This window comes from Bdellovibrionales bacterium (assembly GCA_019750295.1).
Taxonomy (GTDB): Bacteria; Bdellovibrionota; Bdellovibrionia; order Bdellovibrionales; family JAGQZY01; genus JAIEOS01.
On the sequence record JAIEOS010000017.1, the window covers coordinates 29,790 to 51,129 of the forward strand.

General features: G+C 46.0%; 24 protein-coding genes and 1 tRNA gene. 10 read left to right on the forward strand and 15 right to left on the reverse strand.

The window, feature by feature from the left end; genetic code table 11:
• Window positions 1-70: 70 nt before the first annotated feature.
• Window positions 71-535, forward strand: coding sequence for an HNH endonuclease (locus K2Q26_04565; GenBank protein MBY0314766.1), 465 nt, complete (start codon window positions 71-73; stop codon window positions 533-535).
• Window positions 536-854: 319 nt separating this feature from the next.
• Here K2Q26_04565 and K2Q26_04570 read toward each other — a convergent pair whose 3' ends face one another.
• Window positions 855-1,112, reverse strand: coding sequence for a hypothetical protein (locus tag K2Q26_04570; GenBank protein ID MBY0314767.1), 258 nt, complete (start codon window positions 1,110-1,112; stop codon window positions 855-857).
• An 88-nt stretch (window positions 1,113-1,200) separates the two neighbouring features.
• On the opposite strand from K2Q26_04570, the gene K2Q26_04575 reads away from it, so the two are divergent.
• Window positions 1,201-1,470, forward strand: a complete 270-nt coding sequence (locus tag K2Q26_04575) for a hypothetical protein (protein MBY0314768.1) — start codon at window positions 1,201-1,203, stop codon at window positions 1,468-1,470.
• 91 nt (window positions 1,471-1,561) lie between these two features.
• Here the strand turns inward: K2Q26_04575 and K2Q26_04580 are convergent, their stop codons facing one another.
• Both K2Q26_04580 and K2Q26_04585 read right to left on the reverse strand, forming a co-directional pair.
• Entirely contained in the window at window positions 1,562-3,721 is a 2,160-nt protein-coding gene (locus K2Q26_04580) for a xanthine dehydrogenase family protein molybdopterin-binding subunit (protein ID MBY0314769.1), read from the reverse strand.
• 8 nt (window positions 3,722-3,729) lie between these two features.
• A complete protein-coding gene (locus tag K2Q26_04585) occupies window positions 3,730-4,182 on the reverse strand; it encodes a (2Fe-2S)-binding protein (GenBank protein MBY0314770.1) in 453 nt (150 codons plus the stop codon).
• A 220-nt stretch (window positions 4,183-4,402) separates the two neighbouring features.
• Between K2Q26_04585 and K2Q26_04590 the strand changes: the two genes are divergently transcribed.
• Complete coding sequence (locus tag K2Q26_04590; GenBank protein MBY0314771.1) at window positions 4,403-4,723, forward strand: hypothetical protein; 321 nt, start codon at window positions 4,403-4,405, stop codon at window positions 4,721-4,723.
• On the opposite strand, the gene K2Q26_04595 is transcribed toward K2Q26_04590, so the two are convergent.
• Window positions 4,720-5,163 carry a hypothetical protein gene (locus tag K2Q26_04595; protein MBY0314772.1) on the reverse strand — a complete coding sequence of 148 codons (444 nt, stop codon included), beginning with the start codon at window positions 5,161-5,163 and terminating at the stop codon, window positions 4,720-4,722. The two genes, K2Q26_04590 and K2Q26_04595, sit on opposite strands and share 4 nt — an antisense overlap.
• A gap of 195 nt (window positions 5,164-5,358) precedes the next feature.
• Here K2Q26_04595 and K2Q26_04600 point away from each other — a divergent pair, with 195 nt between their 5' ends.
• Entirely contained in the window at window positions 5,359-6,810 is a 1,452-nt protein-coding gene (locus K2Q26_04600) for a family 1 glycosylhydrolase (GenBank protein MBY0314773.1), read from the forward strand.
• Window positions 6,811-6,826: 16 nt separating this feature from the next.
• On the opposite strand, the gene K2Q26_04605 is transcribed toward K2Q26_04600, so the two are convergent.
• Entirely contained in the window at window positions 6,827-9,580 is a 2,754-nt protein-coding gene (locus K2Q26_04605; GenBank protein ID MBY0314774.1) for a PAS domain S-box protein, read from the reverse strand.
• Window positions 9,581-9,730: 150 nt separating this feature from the next.
• On the opposite strand from K2Q26_04605, the gene K2Q26_04610 reads away from it, so the two are divergent.
• Window positions 9,731-9,822: transfer RNA gene (locus tag K2Q26_04610), tRNA-Leu, on the forward strand.
• A gap of 110 nt (window positions 9,823-9,932) precedes the next feature.
• Here K2Q26_04610 and K2Q26_04615 read toward each other — a convergent pair.
• The 3 genes from K2Q26_04615 to K2Q26_04625 form a co-directional block, all read right to left on the reverse strand.
• A complete protein-coding gene (locus tag K2Q26_04615; GenBank protein MBY0314775.1) occupies window positions 9,933-10,178 on the reverse strand; it encodes a hypothetical protein in 246 nt (81 codons plus the stop codon).
• A 109-nt stretch (window positions 10,179-10,287) separates the two neighbouring features.
• Window positions 10,288-10,794 (reverse strand): hypothetical protein, encoded by a 507-nt coding sequence (locus tag K2Q26_04620; GenBank protein ID MBY0314776.1) that lies wholly within the window; start codon window positions 10,792-10,794, stop codon window positions 10,288-10,290.
• A gap of 24 nt (window positions 10,795-10,818) precedes the next feature.
• The gene (locus K2Q26_04625) at window positions 10,819-11,691 is read right to left on the reverse strand and encodes a hypothetical protein (protein MBY0314777.1); all 873 of its coding nucleotides are present in this window, start codon (window positions 11,689-11,691) and stop codon (window positions 10,819-10,821) included.
• Window positions 11,692-12,236: 545 nt separating this feature from the next.
• On the opposite strand from K2Q26_04625, the gene K2Q26_04630 reads away from it, so the two are divergent.
• Complete coding sequence (locus K2Q26_04630) at window positions 12,237-13,292, forward strand: hypothetical protein (GenBank protein ID MBY0314778.1); 1,056 nt, start codon at window positions 12,237-12,239, stop codon at window positions 13,290-13,292.
• 202 nt (window positions 13,293-13,494) lie between these two features.
• On the opposite strand, the gene K2Q26_04635 is transcribed toward K2Q26_04630, so the two are convergent.
• The 3 genes from K2Q26_04635 to K2Q26_04645 all read right to left on the reverse strand — a co-directional run bounded on the left by K2Q26_04635 (window position 13,495) and on the right by K2Q26_04645 (window position 16,106).
• Window positions 13,495-13,821 carry a four helix bundle protein gene (locus K2Q26_04635; GenBank protein ID MBY0314779.1) on the reverse strand — a complete coding sequence of 109 codons (327 nt, stop codon included), beginning with the start codon at window positions 13,819-13,821 and terminating at the stop codon, window positions 13,495-13,497.
• 92 nt (window positions 13,822-13,913) lie between these two features.
• Window positions 13,914-15,038: a hypothetical protein gene (locus tag K2Q26_04640; protein MBY0314780.1), complete on the reverse strand. Its 1,125-nt coding sequence runs from the start codon at window positions 15,036-15,038 to the stop codon at window positions 13,914-13,916.
• A 390-nt stretch (window positions 15,039-15,428) separates the two neighbouring features.
• Window positions 15,429-16,106 (reverse strand): VOC family protein, encoded by a 678-nt coding sequence (locus K2Q26_04645; GenBank protein ID MBY0314781.1) that lies wholly within the window; start codon window positions 16,104-16,106, stop codon window positions 15,429-15,431.
• 327 nt (window positions 16,107-16,433) lie between these two features.
• Between K2Q26_04645 and K2Q26_04650 the strand changes: the two genes are divergently transcribed.
• Entirely contained in the window at window positions 16,434-16,820 is a 387-nt protein-coding gene (locus K2Q26_04650; GenBank protein ID MBY0314782.1) for a hypothetical protein, read from the forward strand.
• 110 nt (window positions 16,821-16,930) lie between these two features.
• On the opposite strand, the gene K2Q26_04655 is transcribed toward K2Q26_04650, so the two are convergent.
• Both K2Q26_04655 and K2Q26_04660 read right to left on the reverse strand, forming a co-directional pair.
• Complete coding sequence (locus K2Q26_04655) at window positions 16,931-17,290, reverse strand: hypothetical protein (GenBank protein MBY0314783.1); 360 nt, start codon at window positions 17,288-17,290, stop codon at window positions 16,931-16,933.
• 186 nt (window positions 17,291-17,476) lie between these two features.
• Window positions 17,477-17,923, reverse strand: coding sequence for a helix-turn-helix transcriptional regulator (locus K2Q26_04660; GenBank protein MBY0314784.1), 447 nt, complete (start codon window positions 17,921-17,923; stop codon window positions 17,477-17,479).
• Between the two features lie 79 nt (window positions 17,924-18,002).
• On the opposite strand from K2Q26_04660, the gene K2Q26_04665 reads away from it, so the two are divergent.
• Complete coding sequence (locus K2Q26_04665; GenBank protein ID MBY0314785.1) at window positions 18,003-18,461, forward strand: SRPBCC domain-containing protein; 459 nt, start codon at window positions 18,003-18,005, stop codon at window positions 18,459-18,461.
• Window positions 18,462-18,504: 43 nt separating this feature from the next.
• Window positions 18,505-19,422, forward strand: coding sequence for a hypothetical protein (locus K2Q26_04670; protein MBY0314786.1), 918 nt, complete (start codon window positions 18,505-18,507; stop codon window positions 19,420-19,422).
• Window positions 19,423-19,444: 22 nt separating this feature from the next.
• Here the strand turns inward: K2Q26_04670 and K2Q26_04675 are convergent, their stop codons facing one another.
• Together K2Q26_04675 and K2Q26_04680 are read right to left on the reverse strand one after the other, a co-directional pair.
• Window positions 19,445-19,771: a nuclear transport factor 2 family protein gene (locus K2Q26_04675; GenBank protein ID MBY0314787.1), complete on the reverse strand. Its 327-nt coding sequence runs from the start codon at window positions 19,769-19,771 to the stop codon at window positions 19,445-19,447.
• Between the two features lie 24 nt (window positions 19,772-19,795).
• Window positions 19,796-20,593 carry an SDR family oxidoreductase gene (locus tag K2Q26_04680; GenBank protein ID MBY0314788.1) on the reverse strand — a complete coding sequence of 266 codons (798 nt, stop codon included), beginning with the start codon at window positions 20,591-20,593 and terminating at the stop codon, window positions 19,796-19,798.
• 136 nt (window positions 20,594-20,729) lie between these two features.
• On the opposite strand from K2Q26_04680, the gene K2Q26_04685 reads away from it, so the two are divergent.
• The gene (locus tag K2Q26_04685) at window positions 20,730-21,320 is read left to right on the forward strand and encodes a TetR/AcrR family transcriptional regulator (protein MBY0314789.1); all 591 of its coding nucleotides are present in this window, start codon (window positions 20,730-20,732) and stop codon (window positions 21,318-21,320) included.
• The last annotated feature ends 20 nt before the right edge of the window (window positions 21,321-21,340 follow it).

A 21,340-nucleotide genomic window follows, 5' to 3' on the forward strand; every position in this document is an offset into this window, starting at 1 on the left:
TTCTTACCCACGAGTTCTTCTGTTAAATACCACTTACGAGCCTTTGCGCATTGTAAGCTGGCAGAAAGCCATGATCTTGTGGTTCCAACAAAAAGTAGAAATCCTCGAAACTCATGGTCATAAGATACGTTCTGTGAGTTCTGAAGTTCAAGCTCCCGCTGTCTTGAAGATGAAGAAGTATGTGAAACCGCGGGTTCATCGCGGAGTTCGTCTCTGCCGCGAGAACATCTTCCTTCGCGACGGGCACTCCTGTCAGTATTGCTCTAAAAAATTAGCCTTAAGAGATCTCACTTTGGATCACGTTTTCCCTTTATCTCGCGGAGGCGGAACGAGCTGGGAGAATCTGGTCTCCGCGTGCCATCCTTGCAATCGTAAAAAGGGCAACCGTACTCCGGATGAAGCTCGAATGCCTTTGCTCAGTCGACCCGAGAGAATGAAGTGGTCGCCCGCGATGGATGTTCAAGTCAAACCTTCGGAGAACGTTGAGCCGGTGTGGATGCCTTACTTGCGGTTGATGTTAGCCACCGGCAGTTAGCTTGGACGACGGAACATCGAGTTCCGCACTGGCACCATCCGCTGAATCGCAAACTTTCGATACCGACCTGTATCTCAATTTGAGTTTTTTCAAAAAAATAATTTCAAATTTTAAAACCTCGTGTGCTAGTATGAAATTCCAAGGAGGTCGAACATGCTTGATAAGCACACAAAATTTCATTTTGTCGCCATTCTTTCGGTTGTGGTTTTGACTTCTTTTCAAGGTTGCCACCCGGGTAAACATGTTTCGTTGAAAGAAACCGTCAAAATCACCCGTTAAGCCACAAACCGCAATAATTCGTCTCGATATGACTCAGTTTTCAAACGATATGAAGCGATGGGGACTCTTCGTCGCTCTTTCGACCTACTTTTCGTAAGTCTTCGCGCAACTGATGGATTTCCTGATGGAGGTGCTGGATCTGTTCGGGACTGACTTCCTTGGGAGTTCTTTGCAGTCCTAAAAAACTAAAGGTCGGAACGTACTTAAGAATTAAAATGATCGCTCCCCACACGAGAGCGTAGACTAAAGAGTCCACGAGGGCGTAGGGAACATATTCTAAAAATTCGCTAAAGCTCATTACCTTTTATTATATAAATAATATGAGCCCTGTCCATTGACTTCGTGAGGGGTGCGCCATAGATAGCGGTGAAAGTCCTAGGAGAGTGATGAAGGCGTGTTCTCAGTGCGGGAATTCATTTGAATGCGGAGCGGGCCAGAGCGCCTGTTGGTGTTTGGCAATGCCTGTGGCCGAAAACATTCCGCTGTCATTGACCGATTGTCTTTGCGAGCCGTGCCTTAAATCCTATATCCCCAATCCGGAAGCCACCGACGGCGACTCCTATTATGATGAGCAAGGGCGCTGGGTGTTTACCGCCCAATACCACCGCAAGCGCGGCTACTGCTGCAAAAACAACTGCAAGCACTGTCCGTATTAAAAGGTACGCCGTTCAATTCCCAGACGCAAAAAGTCACAAAACACCTTTTGTTTTGTGACTTTTTGCGTCTGGGAATTGAACGGCGTACCTTTTACCCCTGGAGTTCTTTGGAGAAGGGGAGGTGGCGGAGTCGCTTTTGGGTCAGTTGGAAAATCGCGTTGGCTACGGCTGGAGCGATGGGGGGGAGTCCGGGTTCGCCGAGTCCCGTCGGCTTCTCATTCGAAGGCACAAACGAAACGTCGACCACCGGCATATCTTGAATCCTCATGACGGGGAAATCGTTAAAGTTCCCGGTGAGGACATGTCCTTTGTCGATTTTAATTTCCTCCATCATAGCTGCGGACAGACCGTAAACAATGGCGCCTTCCACTTGGGTCTTTGCACCCTCGGGGTTCACGACGGTTCCGCAATGAACTGCGCTCCAGATCTTATGGATCCGAGGAACATTGTCCTTTATCGAAACTTCGGCGACATGACCGACCACGCTGTTGAAGGATTCGTGGAGGGCGAGCCCCCACGCTCGACCCGCCGGAGGCTTTTGAGATCCCCATCCTGATTTTTGCTTGAGTAAATCCAATACAGCGAGGTGGCGAGGTTGGTCTTTGAGCAAGGACTGTCGAAGTTCAAGGGGATCGCGCTTCATGGTGTGCGCCAATTCGTCCATCATGGTTTCCATCACGTAAGCCGTGTGAGTGTGACCCACAGATCTCCACCACAATGTGGTGTAGGGAGTGTCGGCAATCACCTGATGACAGCGAAAGTGTGGGAAGGAGTAATGCGTGTCATTCACTCCCTCAATCACTAAGGGATCAACTCCATTTTTAAACATCATTTTTTCAAACGGTGAGCCTTTGGCAATACTTTGACCCACAATGGAGTGGTCCCAGCCCAAAAGCTCATTTTGATCATTAAAACCAACAGTCACGCGGTGATAATTCATCGGACGATAATAGCCACCGCGCATGTCATCTTCGCGCGTCCATACCACTTTCAGAGGTTTTTTTACTTTTTTAGCGAGCCAGCAGGCTTCGGTGACGTAATCCGAAGTCTTGCTCGCGCGACGACCAAAGCTTCCGCCGGCATAAACGGTATTCACTTTGATTTTTTCAGGCGCAAGTCCAAGGATTTGCGATGCGACCATGCGATCGCCCGTCGGCATCTGATGACCCGACCAGAGTTCTGCGGATTGTCCATCGTAATTGATCGTACAGTTCATCGGTTCCATGGCGGCATGAGCGAGAAACGGAAACGTATACTCGGCTTCGATCTTTTGAGTGGCGCCTTTGAGGGCATTGACCGCATCCCCACGATCGGCCACTTTCACTGAAGATTTGCTCTTGCTTTGTTTTTTAAAGTCAGCCATCAAAGAGGTCGAAGAAATTTTGGAGTAGGCTTTATCTTTCCACTGGATTTTTAAAGCATCACGCCCTTTTTTAGCGGAATGAGTGTTGGTGGCAAGAACCGCCACGCCGTTCGGAAGTTCAATAACGTCGACCACACCTTTAATCGCCTTCGCCGCTTTTTTATTATAGGAAGCCGCTTTCGTGAGATTTACGGAAGGCCGAGCGATGACCGCATAAAGCATTCCTGGAATTCGAACATCCATACCAAAAATGGCAGTTCCATTTGATTTTTCGGGAGCGTCGACTCGAAGGGTAGATTTTCCGATAATTTTATAGTCCTTCGCATTTTTCAGAGGAGGATTTTCGGGCACGGGAAGTTTTTGCGCTTCGCCGACCAGTTCACCATAGGAGATTTTCCCTTTTCTGGCGTGGGTGACGTAACCCTTGGATGTTTTTAATTCGTTCACGGAAACGCCCCAGCGGGTGGCGGCCGCCGTCTTTAACATCTCTCTGAGGCTCGCCCCAATCTTGCGATGTTGATCCCACGAAGAGATGAGAGCGGTGGAGCCGCCGGTGAGCTGCATGGGGCCCATCATTGTGTGGTTGTAGACGGGATCGACGCCCGCAGAAACACTACGAACTTTATCCCAATCGCAATCGAGCTCTTCGGCGATGAGCTGAGCCATCGAAGTGTTTACACCTTGACCCATTTCTAATTTATTAATCACAAAGGTCACAGAATTATCAGGGGCGATAACGATAAAAGCATTCGGAAACGGAGGTGCTGTTGGTTTCTGTGCAAAAGCCTTTTGTAAACCCGAGGGAAGATAAAAGGCGACCACCAAACTTCCGGCGGCCACTCCTGAAAGTTCTAAAAATCGGCGACGAGAAAGATCTATGGTTTCCATCGATGACCTCACGCTAAATCTTTCGCAGCCTGATGAACGGCGGCGCGAATTCTTTGATAAGTTCCACAGCGGCAAATATGTCCACCGAGGGCATTATCGATATCGCTATCCGAAGGATTTTTATTTTCGCGTAAGAGCGCCACCGCGGTCATCACTTGACCACTTTGGCAGTAACCGCATTGGGGCACGTGATGATCGACCCACGCCTTTTGAACCGCTTTCGAAACTTTATCTCCTAGGCCCTCAATCGTAGTGATTTGTTTTCCCTCGGCCGCGGAGACGGGGAAAGAGCACGAACGCACAGGTTGACCATCGACATGTAAGGTGCAAGCTCCACAAAGAGCCATTCCGCACCCATACTTCGTTCCTGTGTAATTGAGTTCATCACGAATAACCCAGAGGAGCGGCATATCGCCATCCACGTCTACCGTGACTTTCTTTCCATTCACTGTCAGTTCCATAAAATCCTCCGTGAGATTTGCCGTTCAAAATTGCCTTTAAAGAATGGTAATAGAGAAAAAAAGAGCTGGAAACTAAATAGTTGATCACCGTCAGTTGCGATGCGAGAGAAATTTGCCCCGCCCATGCCCATAATGGCGGCACTTTTACTTTTCCAAACGAAGCGAGAGCCCTCTCGCGTCGGAATAGGGTTTGCACATCCCAATTGATATTGGAGGAGACATGGAAAAAAAAGACACCCCATCAATGACAGACATTTGGGCTCAAGAAAAAAAATCAACTTACGGCAGTGAGGAGCCAAGGCAGTACGAGGCTCAACCGGCAGCGACTCCGGGACGCCCTTACAAAAAGGAATTTGATCCTTCGGTGCCTCAGGAATTTGATTCTGCCAAAGAAGCGAACTTCAATAGTCCCGAAGTCGAGCAAAAGTATGACTTGGGCTATGGAAATTCTTTCGAGCTAGGGAGCGATCAGGTTCATCCTGACCGCCCCGACGAAATTATCGAAAAACCGGGTGATCGACCCATGGAAAGTCGCGTTTAGCGATTTTGCACGTTGATCGAAGAGGCGCTGCTGGCGAGAGCTCTCTGAGCTTTCGTCTTTTTCGCTGTTTTAGCGAGAGTCACTCGTTTTTCGATCGAGCAGAACACTTTGTTTCCCGCGATATATCCATTCTTACACCGCATCGACCAATACTTCTTTTGCGCTAAGGCTCTATTATCGGACTTCGCTAAAGTTTTAATTTCCGCACGGAGTTTAGATTTTTTCACCGGCGAAGCTGGAGCGGCCGCCACAGTTTTGTTCTTAAGTGGAGCTGACGGCGAAGAATCAAAATTGACCGTGACTCTCTGCGGGACGGGTTTGACTTTTTTTGAGTTGATCTTTTTTGCGGATTTGGGTTTCTCAACCACTGTCTCAGCCTGAACCTGTGTTGAGATGAGAAAACTGCTGACAAATAGGGGGGCTAGTAAAAACTTAATCACTTTTCGACTCCTTGAAAGTGTTTTATTGTTCTGCCAGTAAGAGAGTTCAATTCGGATGCCAGGCCTAGTCGATGGAGTGTTAAGGAAAGTTTAAAAAACTGTCTAAAATAAAATTTCGCAAACTTTCTTTACAGAGAATCATCAACGAGTTACGGTGCCCAAATGGCACCCCTTTTTGAGTCGAAGAGATTTTAAATGCGCATATCACTTTTTGTTTTGATTTTTTGTTTTCAAATTCTTGGGGCGGCACATTCGAAGTCCTCCTACTCCTTTCCAAAGGATTTTTTATGGGGAGTTGCGACGGCACCCGCTCATGTCGAGGACGCAGCGGACGACACTTGGATTGATTTTGCGGAGACGGGCGGAGTTGCTGCCGCACCCAAAGAGATCAATCCGTACGAGAGACTTAAGTTTTGGACAGAGCCGGAGGTCGAGATTGATCTCGCGGCGAAGACGGGGGCGGGGATTTATAGATTGGGTGTGGACTGGCAGAGGCTTGTGCCGCAAAGACCGGGCTCCATGAATTGCGGCGGAGTTTGTCCTGCAACGATTCAAAACAAAGAAGCTCTTGTTCAGTATAAAAAAATTCTTGATCTCATTCGCGCTCGAAACATGAAAGTGATGGTGACTTTGTTTCATCACTCTTCGCCAAAGTGGTTCAAAGAGACGGGCGGTTGGCAGAATCCCGAGACCGTCGAGCTCTTTCGTATATTCGCTTTAGATGTGATGCGGGAGTTGGCGCCGCAGGTGGATTACTGGATCACCTTTAACGAACCCACGATATTTGGTCTACTCACCTACGTGACGGGATTGTGGCCCTACGGCGAAAAAGGGGGAGCACTCGCCTTTCTCAATTTAGGATTTTATAAAGGAAAGTATGCACGAGCGATGTCTTATATGGCGGAAGCTCATCGACAAGTTTACCGCCAGGCCACGACCTCCAAAATGCAAATTGGCGTGGCCCATCACTTTTCATATCTCATCAATTCGCAAAATCAAACCAATCTGATCACGCGCATCGCTGATTATTTTTGGACGTGGAGTTTCTTAGATAAAATTAAAAACGAAATGAATTTTATCGGCATGAATTATTACGGAGCCGAATTTGTACAAGGTTTTTCGGCGACGGTTCGAGAAGATCAAGAGTACTCGGAGGCGGGGAGAGCTATTGCACCGGAGGGTCTCTACCATCTTTTGAAGAGAACTTATGATCGTTATGCCATTCCCATTTTTATCACCGAAAATGGAGTGGCAGATGCCACTGACATCTTAAGACCCAGCTACATTCTTGAACACCTTACGGCTCTCCACTCGGCTCTCTCGGAGAGGGTCCCCGTGCTCGGTTATATCTTTTGGACCGTTTCTGACAATTGGGAATGGGCGGATGGGTATTGCCCTAAGTTTGGATTGGTCGATGTGGATCGCCGACAGAATCTGAAGCGAACGCCTCGAGGATCGTACTTTCTCTTCCAAAAAATCATTCAAGAGAATTCTTTCGAAGAGAGCGATCGCGAGAAGGCTTGGTCGACGGTGACGTCACATCAAGGTCAACCTCGACCCTTCTGCCGAGCCGAGGATGGGCTGGGGTCTCACAGCGAACCCATAAGCAGGCCCATTAAAAGTAAAGATTGGCGCTTTAAACTGTAAAGCGGAATCGATGGTTTTAAGCTTTTGGTTTTCTCAATTTTTCAAGGGTCGCAAGTAGAGTGCGTCGATCTACGGGCTTAGTGATGTGATCGTCAAACCCGTTTTCTAAACAGCGGCGTCGATCTTCCATCATGGCGTGGGCGGTTAGAGCAATGACCGGCAACTTGTAATTTTGCTTTCGCAACTCCTGAATCGCTTGGTAGCCGTCCATGACGGGCATTTGGAGATCCATAAGAACGACGTCGTATTGACCCGATAGCGTCTTTGAAACCGCTTCTCGCCCGTTGGTCGCCGTCTCCACATGCGCGTGGGCTAAATTCAGAAAAGTTTTAATCAAAAGAATATTCTCCGGGCTGTCGTCGACGACGAGGACTTTGAGGTCTTTGAGTTCAATCGTTTCTAGGTCTGCGCCGGCGCCAGAGGTGAACGCTTCGGAGGGAAAAGCGTCAAATGCGCCGCTAGAAAGTCCTGGATCAATCGTAATGACAAATGTGCTCCCAACGGTAAAGGTACTTTCTTTAAGAACAATGTCTCCTCCTAAAGAGTTCGCCAACTTTTTTGAGAGGATGAGACCTAATCCGGTTCCGCCAAAGCGTCGAGTCGTGGAGACATCGGCTTGGGAGAAGGGCGAAAAAAGCTTGGAGATCTGTTCGGGCTTAATTCCTTCGCCCGTGTCCTGAACGATAAACATCAGTTGAGCTTGGCGATTCTCGTCGGTTTGCATTTTGATGGTGACATCGACGCGGCCTTTTTTTGTAAACTTAATCGCGTTACCGATAATATTCATGAGGATCTGCCGAAGACGAACAGGATCAGTCTTAATCGTGCTTGGTAAAGGTCCCTCAGGATTTATATTAAGCACAATATTTTTTTTGACGGCCTCGCGGTGATGGAGAGAGAGTTCGGCGATCAGTTCGTTTACTTTGACGTCGATTTTTTCGACCTCGAGCTTACCGGCCTCCACTTTAGATAGATCGAGGATGTCGTTAATGATATTTGAAAGAAGCGTACCGTTACGTTTAATCACCTCAATACTATGAGCCCTCTCCTCGGGAGTGGTGTCGTCACCCATAAGGAGTTCCGAAAAACCGAGTACGGCGCCGAGGGGAGTTCGAATCTCGTGACTCATGTTCGCAAGGAAAGCACTTTTAGTGCGGTTGGCGACCTCGGCCGCGTCTCTCGCATTTTTAAGTTCGGATTCAATCTCTTTGTGTTTCGTAATATCAGTCGCGACAAAGACAAAACCGGTGACTTGGTTTTGAGCATCAAACTCGGGGACGTAAGTCACACTGAAGGTGGCCTCCTCGCTGGTTCCGTCGAGGCTTCTCGAAGTTCGTTCGTAATTGACAACCTTGCCGCTGAGGACGCTGCGAACGTAGTCTGTCACGAGTTGGTAGCGATCCTGCCCGAAAACTTCGAGGAGGGTGTGGCCCACGATGTCTTCCTGTTTGAGGGAAAACCATTTGCAGAGCATCTCGTTCGCGAAGGTGAACCTTTCTTTGGTATCGACCTGTCCCACAAGCACCGGTAAGGCGTTGGTGATGGAGCGAAGTTGTATTTCTCGTTGTTGGAGGGCTTGAGTGCGGCTTTCGATGCGATTCTCAAGATCTTCATTGAGTTTGAGCATTCGGGATTCAGCTTCCTTGAGTGCGGTGATATCGCGTATGACCTCGGAGAATCCAGTGAGACGCTTTTCGGAATCGTACACCGGGGTAATGATGACATTCGCCAAAAAAGTGCTCTTGTCCTTCCGAATACGAAGGCCTTCGGCTTCGAAGTGACCTTGAGCTTGAGCCAAGCGAAGTTCCTCGGAAGGAAAGTTGATGGCGAGATCCTCTGGCGTATAAAAAAGCGAAAAATGTTTCCCGAGCACTTCTCGTTGGGTGTAGCCCGTGAGCTTTTCCGCACCCGTATTCCAGCTCGTAATATTTCCGTGAGGATCTAGCAGAATAATCGCGTAATCTTTAACGGCCTCGATCAGTAATCGATAGCGCTCTTCACTGGCGACCAAGACCTCTTGAGATTCCTTCCGGGCTCGAGAAATGATGCGATGACCGATAGAACCTATCAACGCCAGTCCTAAAATCAGTAGAGTCGATACAATCACCATCATCGTTAGATTTTCAGTCACGAGAAGATCTTCCTGACCGATTTGATGAGAGCCCGCATGATAAAACGTCGCCGCAAACATTCCGGTGTAGTGCATTCCGGCGATGGCGAAGCCCATAGCTGTGCTCGCAACGGTCATCGGAAGTAATCGATCGGATTTGTCTCTCAGTTCCACAAGAATCTTTAGGGCCGCAAACGCCGCTCCCAGTGCGATCAACACAGAAAGGACGATGAGGAAAATGTTCCATTTCACGATGGCATCCATACGCATCGAATACATTCCAATATAGTGCATGCCTGCGATTCCGGCGGCCATCACAACGCCACCTGCGATGATGGAGGTGAGAGGGACGATGGGCTGACTGACGATAAAGAGTGCCAGTGCCGATGCGCCCACTGCGACCACGATGGAAAGGATCATGAGGGGAATGTCGTAGGCCATGGCCATACCTGGCATTTCAAAGGCGAGCATTCCTACAAAATGCATACTCCAAATTCCCACACCCATCGCCAGGGCTCCGCACGTGAGCCATGTGACCCGAGCTCGGCCGCGCGAGTGAGTCACGCTATGAGCTAAATTGAGCGCCACATAGGAAGCGAAGATGGCTACAAAGACAGAAAGAACAACGAGGAGGGGATTGAAGCGCGTTTCCATTAACATGATCCCGCTAGGCTAACATGGGCGGTGGGTCGAGGGAAACGGGATTCTCTCCAGAGCTCGCGACGATGTGCTTAAAAATGATGCTTAAGGTGGTCAAAGCTTGCTTTATACAGCCGAAAATGTGAGAAAAATCCTTCAGCCATTCACAAGGCCCCGGTGGCGAAATTGGTAGACGCACAGGACTTAAAATCCTGAGCTTCGTGCAAACGGGCGTGCCGGTTCAAGTCCGGCCCGGGGCACCACTAGTTTTTTCAGGTACTTAGCTTATCACCCGCAAGCGGACACTCGAACCAAGAAAATAGAATGAAATTTGATGGTTACGAATCCGCACCCAAGAAGACTCGAACTTATATCAATGTTTTTCTAGCCCGCTTAGCTCATCAAGCAAAACTTTTCGGCGTTCATGAGCAAGTTGTTGCAACCGCCCGCGCAGGACTTGAACCAATCGCACTTTTTGTTTCCCTTTTTGATCGAGCCGCATGAGTTCTTGAAAGAAATCGACGATCTCAAGAAATTCATCGTCGGTGAACCCCAGATCACGATGATTTTTTGGTTTGCTCGATTCCTCGTTGTTCACCAGAAACAACTGAACTTCCATTTACGGAAATGTACAGCTAGTTTTCAGTAGATGACTCGCGAGATAAATTTGAAGGAAAACAAAATTCACTGCATTCCCATCCAGTTCGGGTAACTAAAAACGAGGGATTTTATTTCAGTAGTTCGTCGATCTGTTTTTCTAACGAGAGAAGCTCTGCCCCTGGTGTGGTAGAAAAGCCTCGAAGAATTTCTGTGGCCTCAGTCCTGTTCGAAAGTTTTGAGAGGTTCCTGAAATAGGCTGTTGCAGAATATCTTCGCCCAACTTTATTGCTGTCCTCGTACAGGGATTTCCAGAGATCAAAAAGTTCGCCTCCGCTGGCCTTCATGATTTTTTCAGCAAGATTCTCCAAATAGGCACCGCAATCGTAATGAACCCGCAGGTACGGGTTTGGCTGATCGTCGTTTGGCCAATTCAGCATGAGCTGAATCGCCTCCGATAGAGGCTTCTCACCCAGGGTGGCAATACACTTTGCTCGGTATCCCTGGTTAATCTTTTCGAACTGTGCGGTTTTAATAAGATGCAGGGCTCTTAAAGCCCGGAGCTGCATGGACTCCGCATTTCCTTCCCACGTCCAATACGAAGTTGAGCTGTCTTCATACTGTATTGCATTCCACATATGCGCTGATTCGTGAGCGGCCACCTAGGCGACAGGCTCAAAATCTTCAGGCTGCTGGCCCTTATTCAGATAGCCGCTTCCAAAAATTCGCATCAGGAACATCCCAGGTAGCGCATCACCACTTGCTCCGTGCTCGTATCCGGGGGTGGCGGGTATGTGTCTGACGAAAATGACCGGAGTGAAATCAAGATCGCCAAATCTCTGCCTATAAAAATCAAGGATTCCTGAGAGATTCTTGGAGAGATACTTGGTGATTTTTGATGGCAGGCAGCGATCAAAGAGAAAGTTAAACCCGTTAATCTTTCTGAGCCGCTCACGTCCAAAATAAACATATACGCCGCGTGCTCCAGCGGGACTGACTAAATACAGCGCGGAATCGCTTTCACGATTGAGGAGTACGAGTCGCTCACTGGAATGAGGCACAAACGTAAATTCTAGGTTCGCTTGACGCTGCTCAACGGCGCCGTTCTTTTTGATCCACACGGAGATTGCGAAGTGCTCAGAAAAAACAGCTCGAGACTGACCCTGGAATTTCTGAATGAACTGATAGCCATATCGGTCTGAATTGTTTGAATCAAAAGGGATCAATAGATTTGCCAGCCTGAATTCATGCGCTTCATTTACGCCGCGAACGATATCAACTTTGTCTCCGGCAAATTTAATATCTGCTTCTCCGATTGAATTGGGAAGCACGTTCCACTGGGTAGAACGGAATCCACCGTCCTGTCGCACGAACGCAAAGGCATAGACCGATTGCGGGAATTCGTAGCGCAGAGTCCAATTTGGGTAGTTTGTGTTATGGTCCAATACCACCCTTACGGAAATCGGCTCCTGCGCCATTGCCACATTGGCGCCGCCGAGGAGTAGTAAAAGTATGAGAACAGTTGCGATTTTCACAATGATCTCACTAGCACCTTGTTGCTTCACCTGTCCATGAATCGAATCTTTGAAGCCAGGCTTGCATGTATTTGCGAGATGGCTTGCTGCTGAGCACGAAGCTTGACCGCCGAATTTTGATTTTTTCCATCCAAAAGGATCAAATTGTTTTCGTCCGTGAGCATGGGCCGTACAATATAGCGGCTGATGAACCTGTTTTTAAATGACGCTTATAGTAATCTCGGGCAGCCTGGTAGCTCGTCGGGCTCATAAGCCCAACGAATATTTGGTACTTTGTACAGCTGTTTATGCCTTTAGAACTGGTGGAGAACAAGTTCTCAAACTTCAAATTTGTTTTCCACTCAAAAACTAAATATGACTGAAATTAACTGTTTAGAAGTGTAAAATTCTCTAAAATCGCGGTTCGAAGGTCGCCCGCTAGTGGGCACCACACTCCGCGGTATTCTGAATACCGTATACAGAATACTGAATTCCGTAGAGAATTTTGGTTCGAGAGCCTTAAAAACAATAGCCTAATTTCTTTAGTAGCTGTAATAGCTTCTCATATGAAGTTTGAGTGGCTCTTTTTAGTAGCATTTCTTCTTTCTTGTTCAACCAGACCGACGGAGCCTATTGATCCACCGCTTAAATCTATTTCAATTGGTAATCTGAAAAATATAATCTTTGATAGTCATGTGGGTCGTCCGCAATATGAAACTGATGCGGTTCATTCGTTTAAGTGTTCTACAGGTTCTGGTGCTACAGCCCTTACATCGACCTCGAGTGAAAAAGATTATGTGGATTTCTTTTGTTCCAAGTATCGAGCATATATTCCGTATGTTGAAGCTCTGTTTGAGAATAGGATCTTATTCGCTACTCAAAAAAAATATGCTGAAATACAAATTCTTTGGGGAGATGCAATTTACCAAACTAGCCCTGATGTTTACGTGATCAGAAAATCCCACCCAATCGACGCCAATGTCATTTTTCATGAACTTGGCCATAGGCTGTCTTGGTTGTTGGTGAACGACTTGAATATCCCTCTAGACGAGACTGGCTTTTTGAATATCGGTTTAATAGATTACCTTGCAGCGTCCGTTGCAAATGACCCGGTACTTGCAAAAAGCTTTGCGCCACCTATCTTCGTTAGAGATATACGTCTGAAGAAAAGATATCCCAATGACCTTGCATATTTTAGCGACTTGAGCAAAAAATTTTACTCTACTTACGCAAAAGATTTCAATCTCAACCCTTATCACAAAACTTTTTATGACATGTTCATAAAAATGGCTAGCGAAAATGAAAAGTTGATTGAAGGACACACTTCAGGAATGATTATTTCGCATCTTCTTTGGGACTTGAGAGAAAAGTACGGGGCTGACAAAATGGATAAAATTGTCGCCAAGTCCATACTTCGCTTGAAAGATCTGCCGAGCTTTAGAAAGATGTATTTAAGAAATCTCTCGGAAAAAGAATTTTCAGAAAAGAAAATACAATGGTTTGATTTCTTGGCTTCGCTGGCAGTTACCATCAAGGAAACCGAGAGCTGCAACTCCGTATTAAAAACAAGTGAGGATGCTGGATTTAAGATGGTTTCTAAATTGAACTTTAAGTGCGATTAAAATTCCAACTCGCAGGTGCAGTTCGAGTTTGCCCGGCCAGGGGTTGCGATAAATCGCCAACGTTTGCCTCATATCGAATTTAAGCACAAAGCTCCAAGATGGCGGTTCGATAATCGTCAAGCAAGGGGCACCAAATTTCGCTTGCGCGAAATTTAAGACAGTATTCAGAATACCGGTACCTGTATTCTGAATACAGGGATTGCTACAGTTTACTGTTTCCGATTTCTGTGATTTTCGATTGAATAAGTTTATAGATGCTCGCTCCTAAATGATCTGCCGTTGTCAGCACTTTTTCGTCTTCAATTTTCGCCATCTTAAAAATTGTCTGACATTCTTTGAGTGAAGCGTAAGCTGTTTGGTAGAATCTGCGCTTTTCCTTCGGAGAAGGCTTGGCATTTCCCTCCGAGAGATTGAGTGGGATGGACGCTGCCGCCCGAATCACTTGATCGCGTAGGTGTCCAGTTATTTTAAGATGCTCAACAATGTTATAAAATTCCACAGCCAGATCTAACGTTCTAAATGTTTTCATAATCAACTCCTTTATTTTGTGAGCTTGCAATACCAATGCTCTCAAAAAAAGGAGGTCCGATATTCAACAGCGCGAATAATCCGATTACCGAATTATATTTTCTGAACCGTAAAATGGTTTTTCTTTTTAATCAATTTCCAACCAGGATTGAGCTTTAACTCCCACTCTGTTCCTCTTGCTGTTGTTTCCGTAAACTCCGTGGGTGGGCTTACCGTGACGGATACTATTCTGTTATTCTTCTTCAAATAGGCCCCGTCAGTCACAACCAGTGTACCCCAGACATCGCGAAGATCATAAGTGACATAAATGATTTCGCTTTTACTGACAGATAGTATTCCGTAAGGATTAAACATTCCCATTGGCTTTTGAAGACGAATCCTCAATTTTGAGTTTTTATTTATTTTTTTTAAATATTTTGAAATTTTCTCTTTAGTTTCAACAGCTCTTTGATGTTCAAACTGAATGATGTTTGAATTTTCATATTGTTGCAAAATAGACGCACTCAGCGACTTTCCATCTTGAGGCATTGTAATTTTAAACAACTCCTCGGAAGTTTTTGCAAAACTCCTATTTTTAGAAAATTGCGATTTCCAATTTATGTCCTCGGCATCAAAGAGAAGTCCATAAAGTGGTCCTGAATAATAAGCAGATGATCTCGCGAGACTGAAAACCTCTGGAATAGCCTCGAGCCTTTTTTGAAGATAATCGATTGTTTCTAGCGATGAAGATCCTCGCAACTTCGTCCCTGTGTATTCCGCTAAACCTTCATTGATCTCTAGCGCCTCTTCATTCTTCTTCGCATCTGGAAATAAAGAAAATCTTTTGTTTCGTAAATGGAGAGCCACCTGGAGATGTTCTTTTCTACGACTTTCATCAGTCAAAGCTTTGAGCAAAGCATTCCACTCTAAACGGATTAGAACTCGAGCCTGCTCCTGGTCCAAGTGATCGTTAAACGCGCCATCCATCGGAAATCCGATTTCTGCTTGAACAGAATGAAAGGCCTCATGAAACATCAACTGCTCTCTTAGAATTTTATCTTCGGGCAGTGGCCATAAAACCATTGACCAGGAACGCCCTCCCCAATGGATGGACGTGTTGGCATAAATGGGATCTCCATAATAAGTGCCTGCGTACATGTCTCCGACTTTATTAAATTGGCCCTTAGGATCCTGTTCGCTGCTAACAGCTTGCAATTTCTCACGGTCCACAATGATCATTGGTACGCAAAGGGACCGCCCCCAAGTCGTCGCTCCCTCTTTAGCGCAATTTATTTTGTAGTCACGTAGATATTGTATCGCCAAGGTTTCGAAATTAGATCGAGTAGATTCATTCGAACTTGTTGCACACCCAACTAGGCTGAAAAGTAAAAGAAACATCATTATTTTCATATTTTGCTTATATGTCGATTGCCCTTTTAAGCCACCAAAATAATCGGATTAGTTCGAGTTTGCCCAACCTCCGGCGGCGCGTAAAACAGCCAGATTAAATTTAAACACAAAGCTCCAAGATGGCGGATCGATAATCGTCAAGCAAGGGGCACCAAAATTAAAACCTCAGGAACTCCAGTAGTTTTGCAGATAAACCAGGAAGAGGGTTCCGAGTTTGTTTTAAGAAATGATCTTGGAATTGGTTAAGTCTGGAAAATAAATGACGGATCGATTGTTTTTACCGGTATCAATTTCGAATTCAATATTCCATTTCGAAGATTCTGATTTCTTAATTTTCAGAGCATCTGTCTTAGGCAAGAGCTCCAATAAGGAGGGTGAAGCCACGTAATCTTGGGGAGTCGAAATCGTAATTTTATCGATCTCTTCCAACCCTAGATCTGATTGCAGACGTCCTCTTTTTTCATGTGTCCATTCTGCAGGTGATACGACTGAAATTGCTTTGAAGATCATTGGGTGGATTGGATTTTTACTATCCTCAGTAACTCTAATTGATTTCCCTGTCGGCAAATAGGTTGGCTTAAAATCCCAATGTGGTGTTTCAATTTCGATATTGCTTTCAGTATTTCGATACGCGATTCCAAATGGACACGTCGAGCTTGTCATCCATTTTGATCTTTCATACAAGCCCGTGGCTTTGATTTGTTCAGAAAGAATTTCGCTTTCATCTTCTAGCCAGATGAATTCCAAAAACATGTTGTTAAAAGCATAACAAGAGTTAGCAGTGCCTTGCCCTAAATGTCGTCTTGTGTAAGTTTCAGTGAGTCCTAGTGTCTTTAAAGTTTGTAAAGTGTCTGATTCTTTCCGAATAAACATAAAAATGTGATCAATAAAAATCATAAGACCCCAAATTAGAATACGTTTTTAAAATAGGTGAGGCAAGCGATTCGAAACTCCTCCAATTGGTCGCACCATTCTATCCATTTCAGTTCTAGATTTCTGTGCCTGCGTTAGTTATTCATTCGTATGGGCGCCCTCCTTATTTTCTCGGTTTTGTTGGTTTCTACGAGCTTTAATCACTTGTAAAAATTAAAAAAAAGCGTGCCGAGGGATTAAGAACTCGCGGTAAGTAATTCACATCTGAGTGTTGGGATCGTGTTAGAAATGCGTAGAGAGCTATCCTAAGCTAAAAACATATGATAACCCGCTCAATACAGGAGGTTTTATATGATCAAATCTATCTTCGTCTCTTTGGTGCTATTTTCGGCCAGCGCTCAGGCTTATGACTCAAAACCCATTCCAATCGGCTTTAAAAGCTGCGATTTTATCGCAGATCGCCAATTGGTGGCTCTCGACTTCTCCAGCTCCAACGTTGCGATTGTTTCCGCCAATGGCAAATCAACCCCCACTGTGGTGGTTAATGGTGAAGCGATCGGTATTCCCTATGGCTACGAGTGCGACGATGCCGAATTCTGCACTGAAGATGTGCGATTTGAATTGGTTGCAGTGGGAGAAACATTCCTTCAAGTGAATTATGGTAAGAGCGGTGCGTGGATCAAAGGAACCCTCAATGGGCAATCCGTTTCGGCGACTGCAGGGCTCTGCCGTTATTGAGCGCGTCTCGGGTCGTCGGCACTAACTAAATAGAGGGCCAATGTCTGGCCCTTTCTTTTAACAATGTCGAAGTGCCGGTCCGTAGGCAAATAACAATTATTTATTTTAGATTATTGTTTGAGAGGAGCGAGAGATGCATCTTTGCATGAGTTCGCTTCCGTTGCGGGGACGAAGTCATAGAGATAAACGATAGCTTGGCCATTAAGAGCATTGTAACTACCGATGTCTAAATATCTGTAGGATCTGACCAATCGAGTATGGATACTTTTATCAGAGGTTGTACATTTCCGTACTAAATCTCCAGGGGAGGATGCTGAAACTTGGAGAGCTTGGGAAATCTGAGGAAGGCCATTGATCCAGGTTCCGTAATTTTCTGTAACCACGCACGTCGCTTCACAATAAATACCTCCTGCAAAGGCGTTAGGGCTTACGACGATCACTAAAAACAAAGCTCCAAAAAGACTTTTCATTTTTCTCTCCATCTCTATCTCGGTCGGTAAGACCTATTCGGGCGGAAAACTAGCAGGCAGGTACGGATCGCGCAAATTAAAAGAAACCGGCCTCGGTTACTCATATAAATATAACTATTTATGGAAAAATTACCACACTCATGTGTTGCGGAAGAGAGCCGATAGGGCTACGACAGCTCGTTCGCGTTATTTTTGAATGTAGTCGAAGACGATTCCTCTTCCGGATTTGACTTTCCCCTTTGAGATTTTACTGATGCTTCGGTTATCTTTCTCTATTAATCGAATCAGTTCGGGGATCTTTTTCGCCTCAGATTGCGGGTCGTATTTGGCGCTCCATAAAACCATCTCGAAGAGTAGGGGAATGAGATCGAGTCCTTTTTGAGTGAGCCGGAATATGTCGGTTCGCGCGTCGTCTTGGTTTTCTGATTTTTCGAGGATGCCTGAGTCTATCAGCATTTCGAGTCTTGAGGCCAGCAGGTTCGTGGCAAATCCTTCCTCGGACTTTAGGAATTCGCCATAGGATTTCTTTCCCCTAAAAACGATGTCACGAAGAATGAGGAGCGTCCATTTGTCACCAAAGAGTTCGAGCCCAAAATTCACTGGGCAGTGAGATCTTAATTTGCGCCTCTTCATTCCCTGATTAAAACATTTCACTTGAAAAAATCAAGTGAAATGTTAGGTTCCCCAAAAACCAAGTTACAAGGAGTCTATCGTGCCCAATATCATTCATCGAGTCGGAATCAAATCGGAACTCAATCACGTATTCCAAGCCATCAGCTCTATCGAGGGTCTATCCCATTGGTGGACTAAAAATACGAAGGGTGTTTCCGAGGAAAACGGCGAAATCGTATTCACCTTTAAGGAAGACTCCGGGGTTGTCCTGGGCGAAATGAAGATGAAAGTGGTTCAACGTCTTCCGAATGAAAGAATGGAATGGATTTGTTTGGCGGGGCCTGAGGACTGGGTTGGAACTTCGTTCACCTTTGATCTAAAAAAAGAAAATGAGTTTACAATTCTCAACTTTGGACATCGAAATTGGGCGCAAGAGACCGAATCCATGGCCCATTGTAATATGAAGTGGGGAACCTTTCTTTTAAGTTTAAAAAACTATGTGGAGACAGGAAAAGGCCGACCGTCCCCCGAGGACATCAAAATTGATAATTGGAATTAGTTTCAAAGTTTGAGATCATAGAGCTTTTCAGAGAGGACGTAATATGGAGACTCGCGAAGCTGTTAGTGAGCTTGATGAGAAGTGGGCTGATGTGATCGAGGCTTTGGATCGACCACCGTCGGTGAGGAGTCGAGCTTGGATATTGTTGACGATGATTTCGGCTCTGGTCTTTTTTGTGGCTGACAATCAAAAATATTCCACAGAGCTTGCCTTTATTGTCTTGCTGGTGGTTGCTATTCATGAACTTGGTCATTATCTCGTCATGCGATGGTACGGTATGTCTGATGCCACGGTTTTTTTTGTCCCTTTTATTGGTGCAGGGGTGTGGTCAAAAAAACTGTTGGGCGCACAGGGCTTAAAGTTGGTTTATATTTCCATGGCAGGGCCAGTTCCTGGGATTATCATTGGCACGGTACTTTATATGTTCTCGACCAATATTCCTTTATTCAGAGTTGCGGGGCTCAATTTTTTATTCATCAACGGAATCAATCTCCTTCCCTTTCTCCTTCTGGATGGGGCAAAGATTTTTAAGGGGTTATTTTTTCTGAGATGGCCTTGGGGCTTATTATTTTTTCAGCTTCTAACCCTGCTTGTTGTTTATTTTTTCATCGGAAGATGGGCCGTACTTTTTGTGCCTATGGTTGCGCTTTCTCACCGGATATCATCTTCTGCAATGGAAATCGTCGAGATGTTGAGGGAACGTTACCCTTCAAAAGACTGGGTTCACCGTTCGTTGACGCGACAAGAGTGGATTGAAATTCTGGAATTCATTTCGCCGGGGTATCGCAAGAGAGGTGATCGTCGTAAGCTCCTCCCTGTGATGGAAGAGGTTCGGGAGATTTTAAAGGTCGAAAGACCTCCATTAGGTAAAACTCTACTCCTGTTTGGTGTTTATCTCCTCGCACTCGCGATCGTGCTCGGCATTTTTCTCAACGAGCCTCAGGTTCTCGCGGCTCTCTGAAAACGCTGGTTTTGAAACGGATCTAAGTTATCCTTAGGTCTTGAATGCTGTCGTTTTGGACCAAGAATCTGTAAGTGATGGTAATGGGGCTTCCTGGAAAACTCCCTGTGACTCTCGATTGAAGAAGAAAATGATCTCCCTCTTGTGTGAGGTTCAGTGGTTCTGACTGAAACTGATACTGCCTTCTCGTCCTTTTAAACCATTCTTCAATCTCGCTGTGGCTCTTTATACTTTTGCGTTCGTCCAGCACGGTTGCTGTTTTGGAAAAGCACGAGATGAATTGGGGGAGGTCTGAGGCATTCGAAGCCTCTACGTAAGTTTTGAGCACCGGTGGGAGTTTAATTTTCATATTTGTCCTTCGAGCTCATGTTATTTAAATTGTGGGAACGGTGCCGCCATCGATAATGTAGTCCTGACCAGTGATAGCGGAGGCGCGTTTTGAGCATAAGAAGGCGATGAGCTCCGCCACTTCTTCGGGTAGGGTAGGGCGGCCGAGGGGGATTCCGCCAAGGCCATTCATCACCTCTTGTATGGCTTCGTCGATGGAAATGTTTTTTGTGGCGGAGATTCTCTCCATCAGCGCCCGGGAGGATTCTGTAGAGACCCATCCGGGGGAGACGTTGTTCACGCGAATTCCGTTGGGGCTGATTTCCTTAGAAAGACACTTGCTATAGTTTGTGAGTGCGGCTTTCGCCGCGGCGTAGGCCATGGTCGATTCATGCAACGGAAGTGTTCGCTGAATACTAGAGACGTGGATAATCGACCCGGATTTTTTCTCGAGCATTTTGGGAATGAGTAATCGATTTAAGCGAACGGCGGCGTAAAGATTAAGGTCGAAAGCTTTTTGCCATTCCTCTTCCGTTTGCGCAAGAAATCCTCCACCCGGGGAATTGGAGCCGCCCGCAACATGAATGATAACGTCAATCCCTTTCCAAAGGGATTGGGCTTCGTTTGCGACCTTGAGAGCGCCATCGCTGGTGGAGAGATCGGCCGCAACAAAATGCACTCCCTCGGGGAGATCCTGTGGGGTCGTGCGAGCGGTGGTCACGACCTGCGCGCCAGAACTGATAAAGCGTTGAACTGTTGCGGCGCCTTGTCCCTTGGTCCCGCCGGTGACGAGAACTCGTTGTCCTTGGAATTCGTTATTTGTTGTTGCAAGTGAGTGATACATGGTGGATCTCCTTAATATTATTTTTAATACAAAAATGTATTAAAAACAACTGCAGATTCGAGTGTTCTTATAAGTTATCGATATAGTTATCCAAATGGGTGTTGATTTAATGCATAAATGTATTAAAATAGGATTTATGAAAACTAAAAAGGGTGAAAAAGAAAAACTGAGACAAACTATATTAGAGAAAGCCATTGCCTATTTTAAAAAAAATGGGGCGGGCGGGACAGGAACTGAGTCCGTCATGAAGCACATGGGGCTCACTCGGGGGGCTCTATATAGCCATTTCAAATCCAAAGAGGACTTGTTTGCCACCGCTGTTGCGGAGGATCTTAAAAAGTTAGAGGAGTCTTTAGAGCTGAGGTTTTTGAAAGAACCCACATCAGCGTTAGAAAATATTATTAAGGATCATCTTTCAGAAAAGAACTTAACTGATGTCGGAAACAGTTGCGCCTTTACATCTTTGAGTAGTGAGATGCAGAGATGCAAAGCTTCGCACCGGGCACTGTACGAGGCCTCAATGCTTCGCATTTATAAAATGTTTGCGGAAGCTTTAAGTCGACACTTTCCTAAGGATAATCCCCAACAAAGCCTTACAAAGGCTTACAATCTCTACTCGGGGCTCGTGGGAACCCTCACCATGGCACGAACCATAAAGGATCCTGTCCGCGCCCGAGAAATACTTCGCTCGGGACGGGAGCATCTTGTCGATTCTTTTTCACCTTGAGAATTACATGGTGTCCCACG

Excerpts from the sequence above, each read along its gene's own strand:
- K2Q26_04565 (MBY0314766.1), top strand. The coding sequence starts at position 71 with ATGATCTTGTGGTTCCAACAAAAAGTAGAAATCCTCGAAACTCATGGT.
- K2Q26_04570 (MBY0314767.1), bottom strand. The coding sequence starts at position 1,112 with ATGAGCTTTAGCGAATTTTTAGAATATGTTCCCTACGCCCTCGTGGAC.
- K2Q26_04575 (MBY0314768.1), top strand. The coding sequence starts at position 1,201 with ATGAAGGCGTGTTCTCAGTGCGGGAATTCATTTGAATGCGGAGCGGGC.
- K2Q26_04580 (MBY0314769.1), bottom strand. The coding sequence starts at position 3,721 with ATGGAAACCATAGATCTTTCTCGTCGCCGATTTTTAGAACTTTCAGGA.
- K2Q26_04585 (MBY0314770.1), bottom strand. The coding sequence starts at position 4,182 with ATGGAACTGACAGTGAATGGAAAGAAAGTCACGGTAGACGTGGATGGC.
- K2Q26_04590 (MBY0314771.1), top strand. The coding sequence starts at position 4,403 with ATGGAAAAAAAAGACACCCCATCAATGACAGACATTTGGGCTCAAGAA.
- K2Q26_04600 (MBY0314773.1), top strand. The coding sequence starts at position 5,359 with ATGCGCATATCACTTTTTGTTTTGATTTTTTGTTTTCAAATTCTTGGG.
- K2Q26_04605 (MBY0314774.1), bottom strand. The coding sequence starts at position 9,580 with ATGTTAATGGAAACGCGCTTCAATCCCCTCCTCGTTGTTCTTTCTGTC.
- K2Q26_04615 (MBY0314775.1), bottom strand. The coding sequence starts at position 10,178 with ATGGAAGTTCAGTTGTTTCTGGTGAACAACGAGGAATCGAGCAAACCA.
- K2Q26_04620 (MBY0314776.1), bottom strand. The coding sequence starts at position 10,794 with ATGTGGAATGCAATACAGTATGAAGACAGCTCAACTTCGTATTGGACG.
- K2Q26_04630 (MBY0314778.1), top strand. The coding sequence starts at position 12,237 with ATGAAGTTTGAGTGGCTCTTTTTAGTAGCATTTCTTCTTTCTTGTTCA.
- K2Q26_04635 (MBY0314779.1), bottom strand. The coding sequence starts at position 13,821 with ATGAAAACATTTAGAACGTTAGATCTGGCTGTGGAATTTTATAACATT.
- K2Q26_04640 (MBY0314780.1), bottom strand. The coding sequence starts at position 15,038 with ATGATCATTGTGGACCGTGAGAAATTGCAAGCTGTTAGCAGCGAACAG.
- K2Q26_04645 (MBY0314781.1), bottom strand. The coding sequence starts at position 16,106 with ATGATTTTTATTGATCACATTTTTATGTTTATTCGGAAAGAATCAGAC.
- K2Q26_04650 (MBY0314782.1), top strand. The coding sequence starts at position 16,434 with ATGATCAAATCTATCTTCGTCTCTTTGGTGCTATTTTCGGCCAGCGCT.
- K2Q26_04655 (MBY0314783.1), bottom strand. The coding sequence starts at position 17,290 with ATGAAAAGTCTTTTTGGAGCTTTGTTTTTAGTGATCGTCGTAAGCCCT.
- K2Q26_04660 (MBY0314784.1), bottom strand. The coding sequence starts at position 17,923 with ATGAAGAGGCGCAAATTAAGATCTCACTGCCCAGTGAATTTTGGGCTC.
- K2Q26_04670 (MBY0314786.1), top strand. The coding sequence starts at position 18,505 with ATGGAGACTCGCGAAGCTGTTAGTGAGCTTGATGAGAAGTGGGCTGAT.
- K2Q26_04675 (MBY0314787.1), bottom strand. The coding sequence starts at position 19,771 with ATGAAAATTAAACTCCCACCGGTGCTCAAAACTTACGTAGAGGCTTCG.
- K2Q26_04680 (MBY0314788.1), bottom strand. The coding sequence starts at position 20,593 with ATGTATCACTCACTTGCAACAACAAATAACGAATTCCAAGGACAACGA.
- K2Q26_04685 (MBY0314789.1), top strand. The coding sequence starts at position 20,730 with ATGAAAACTAAAAAGGGTGAAAAAGAAAAACTGAGACAAACTATATTA.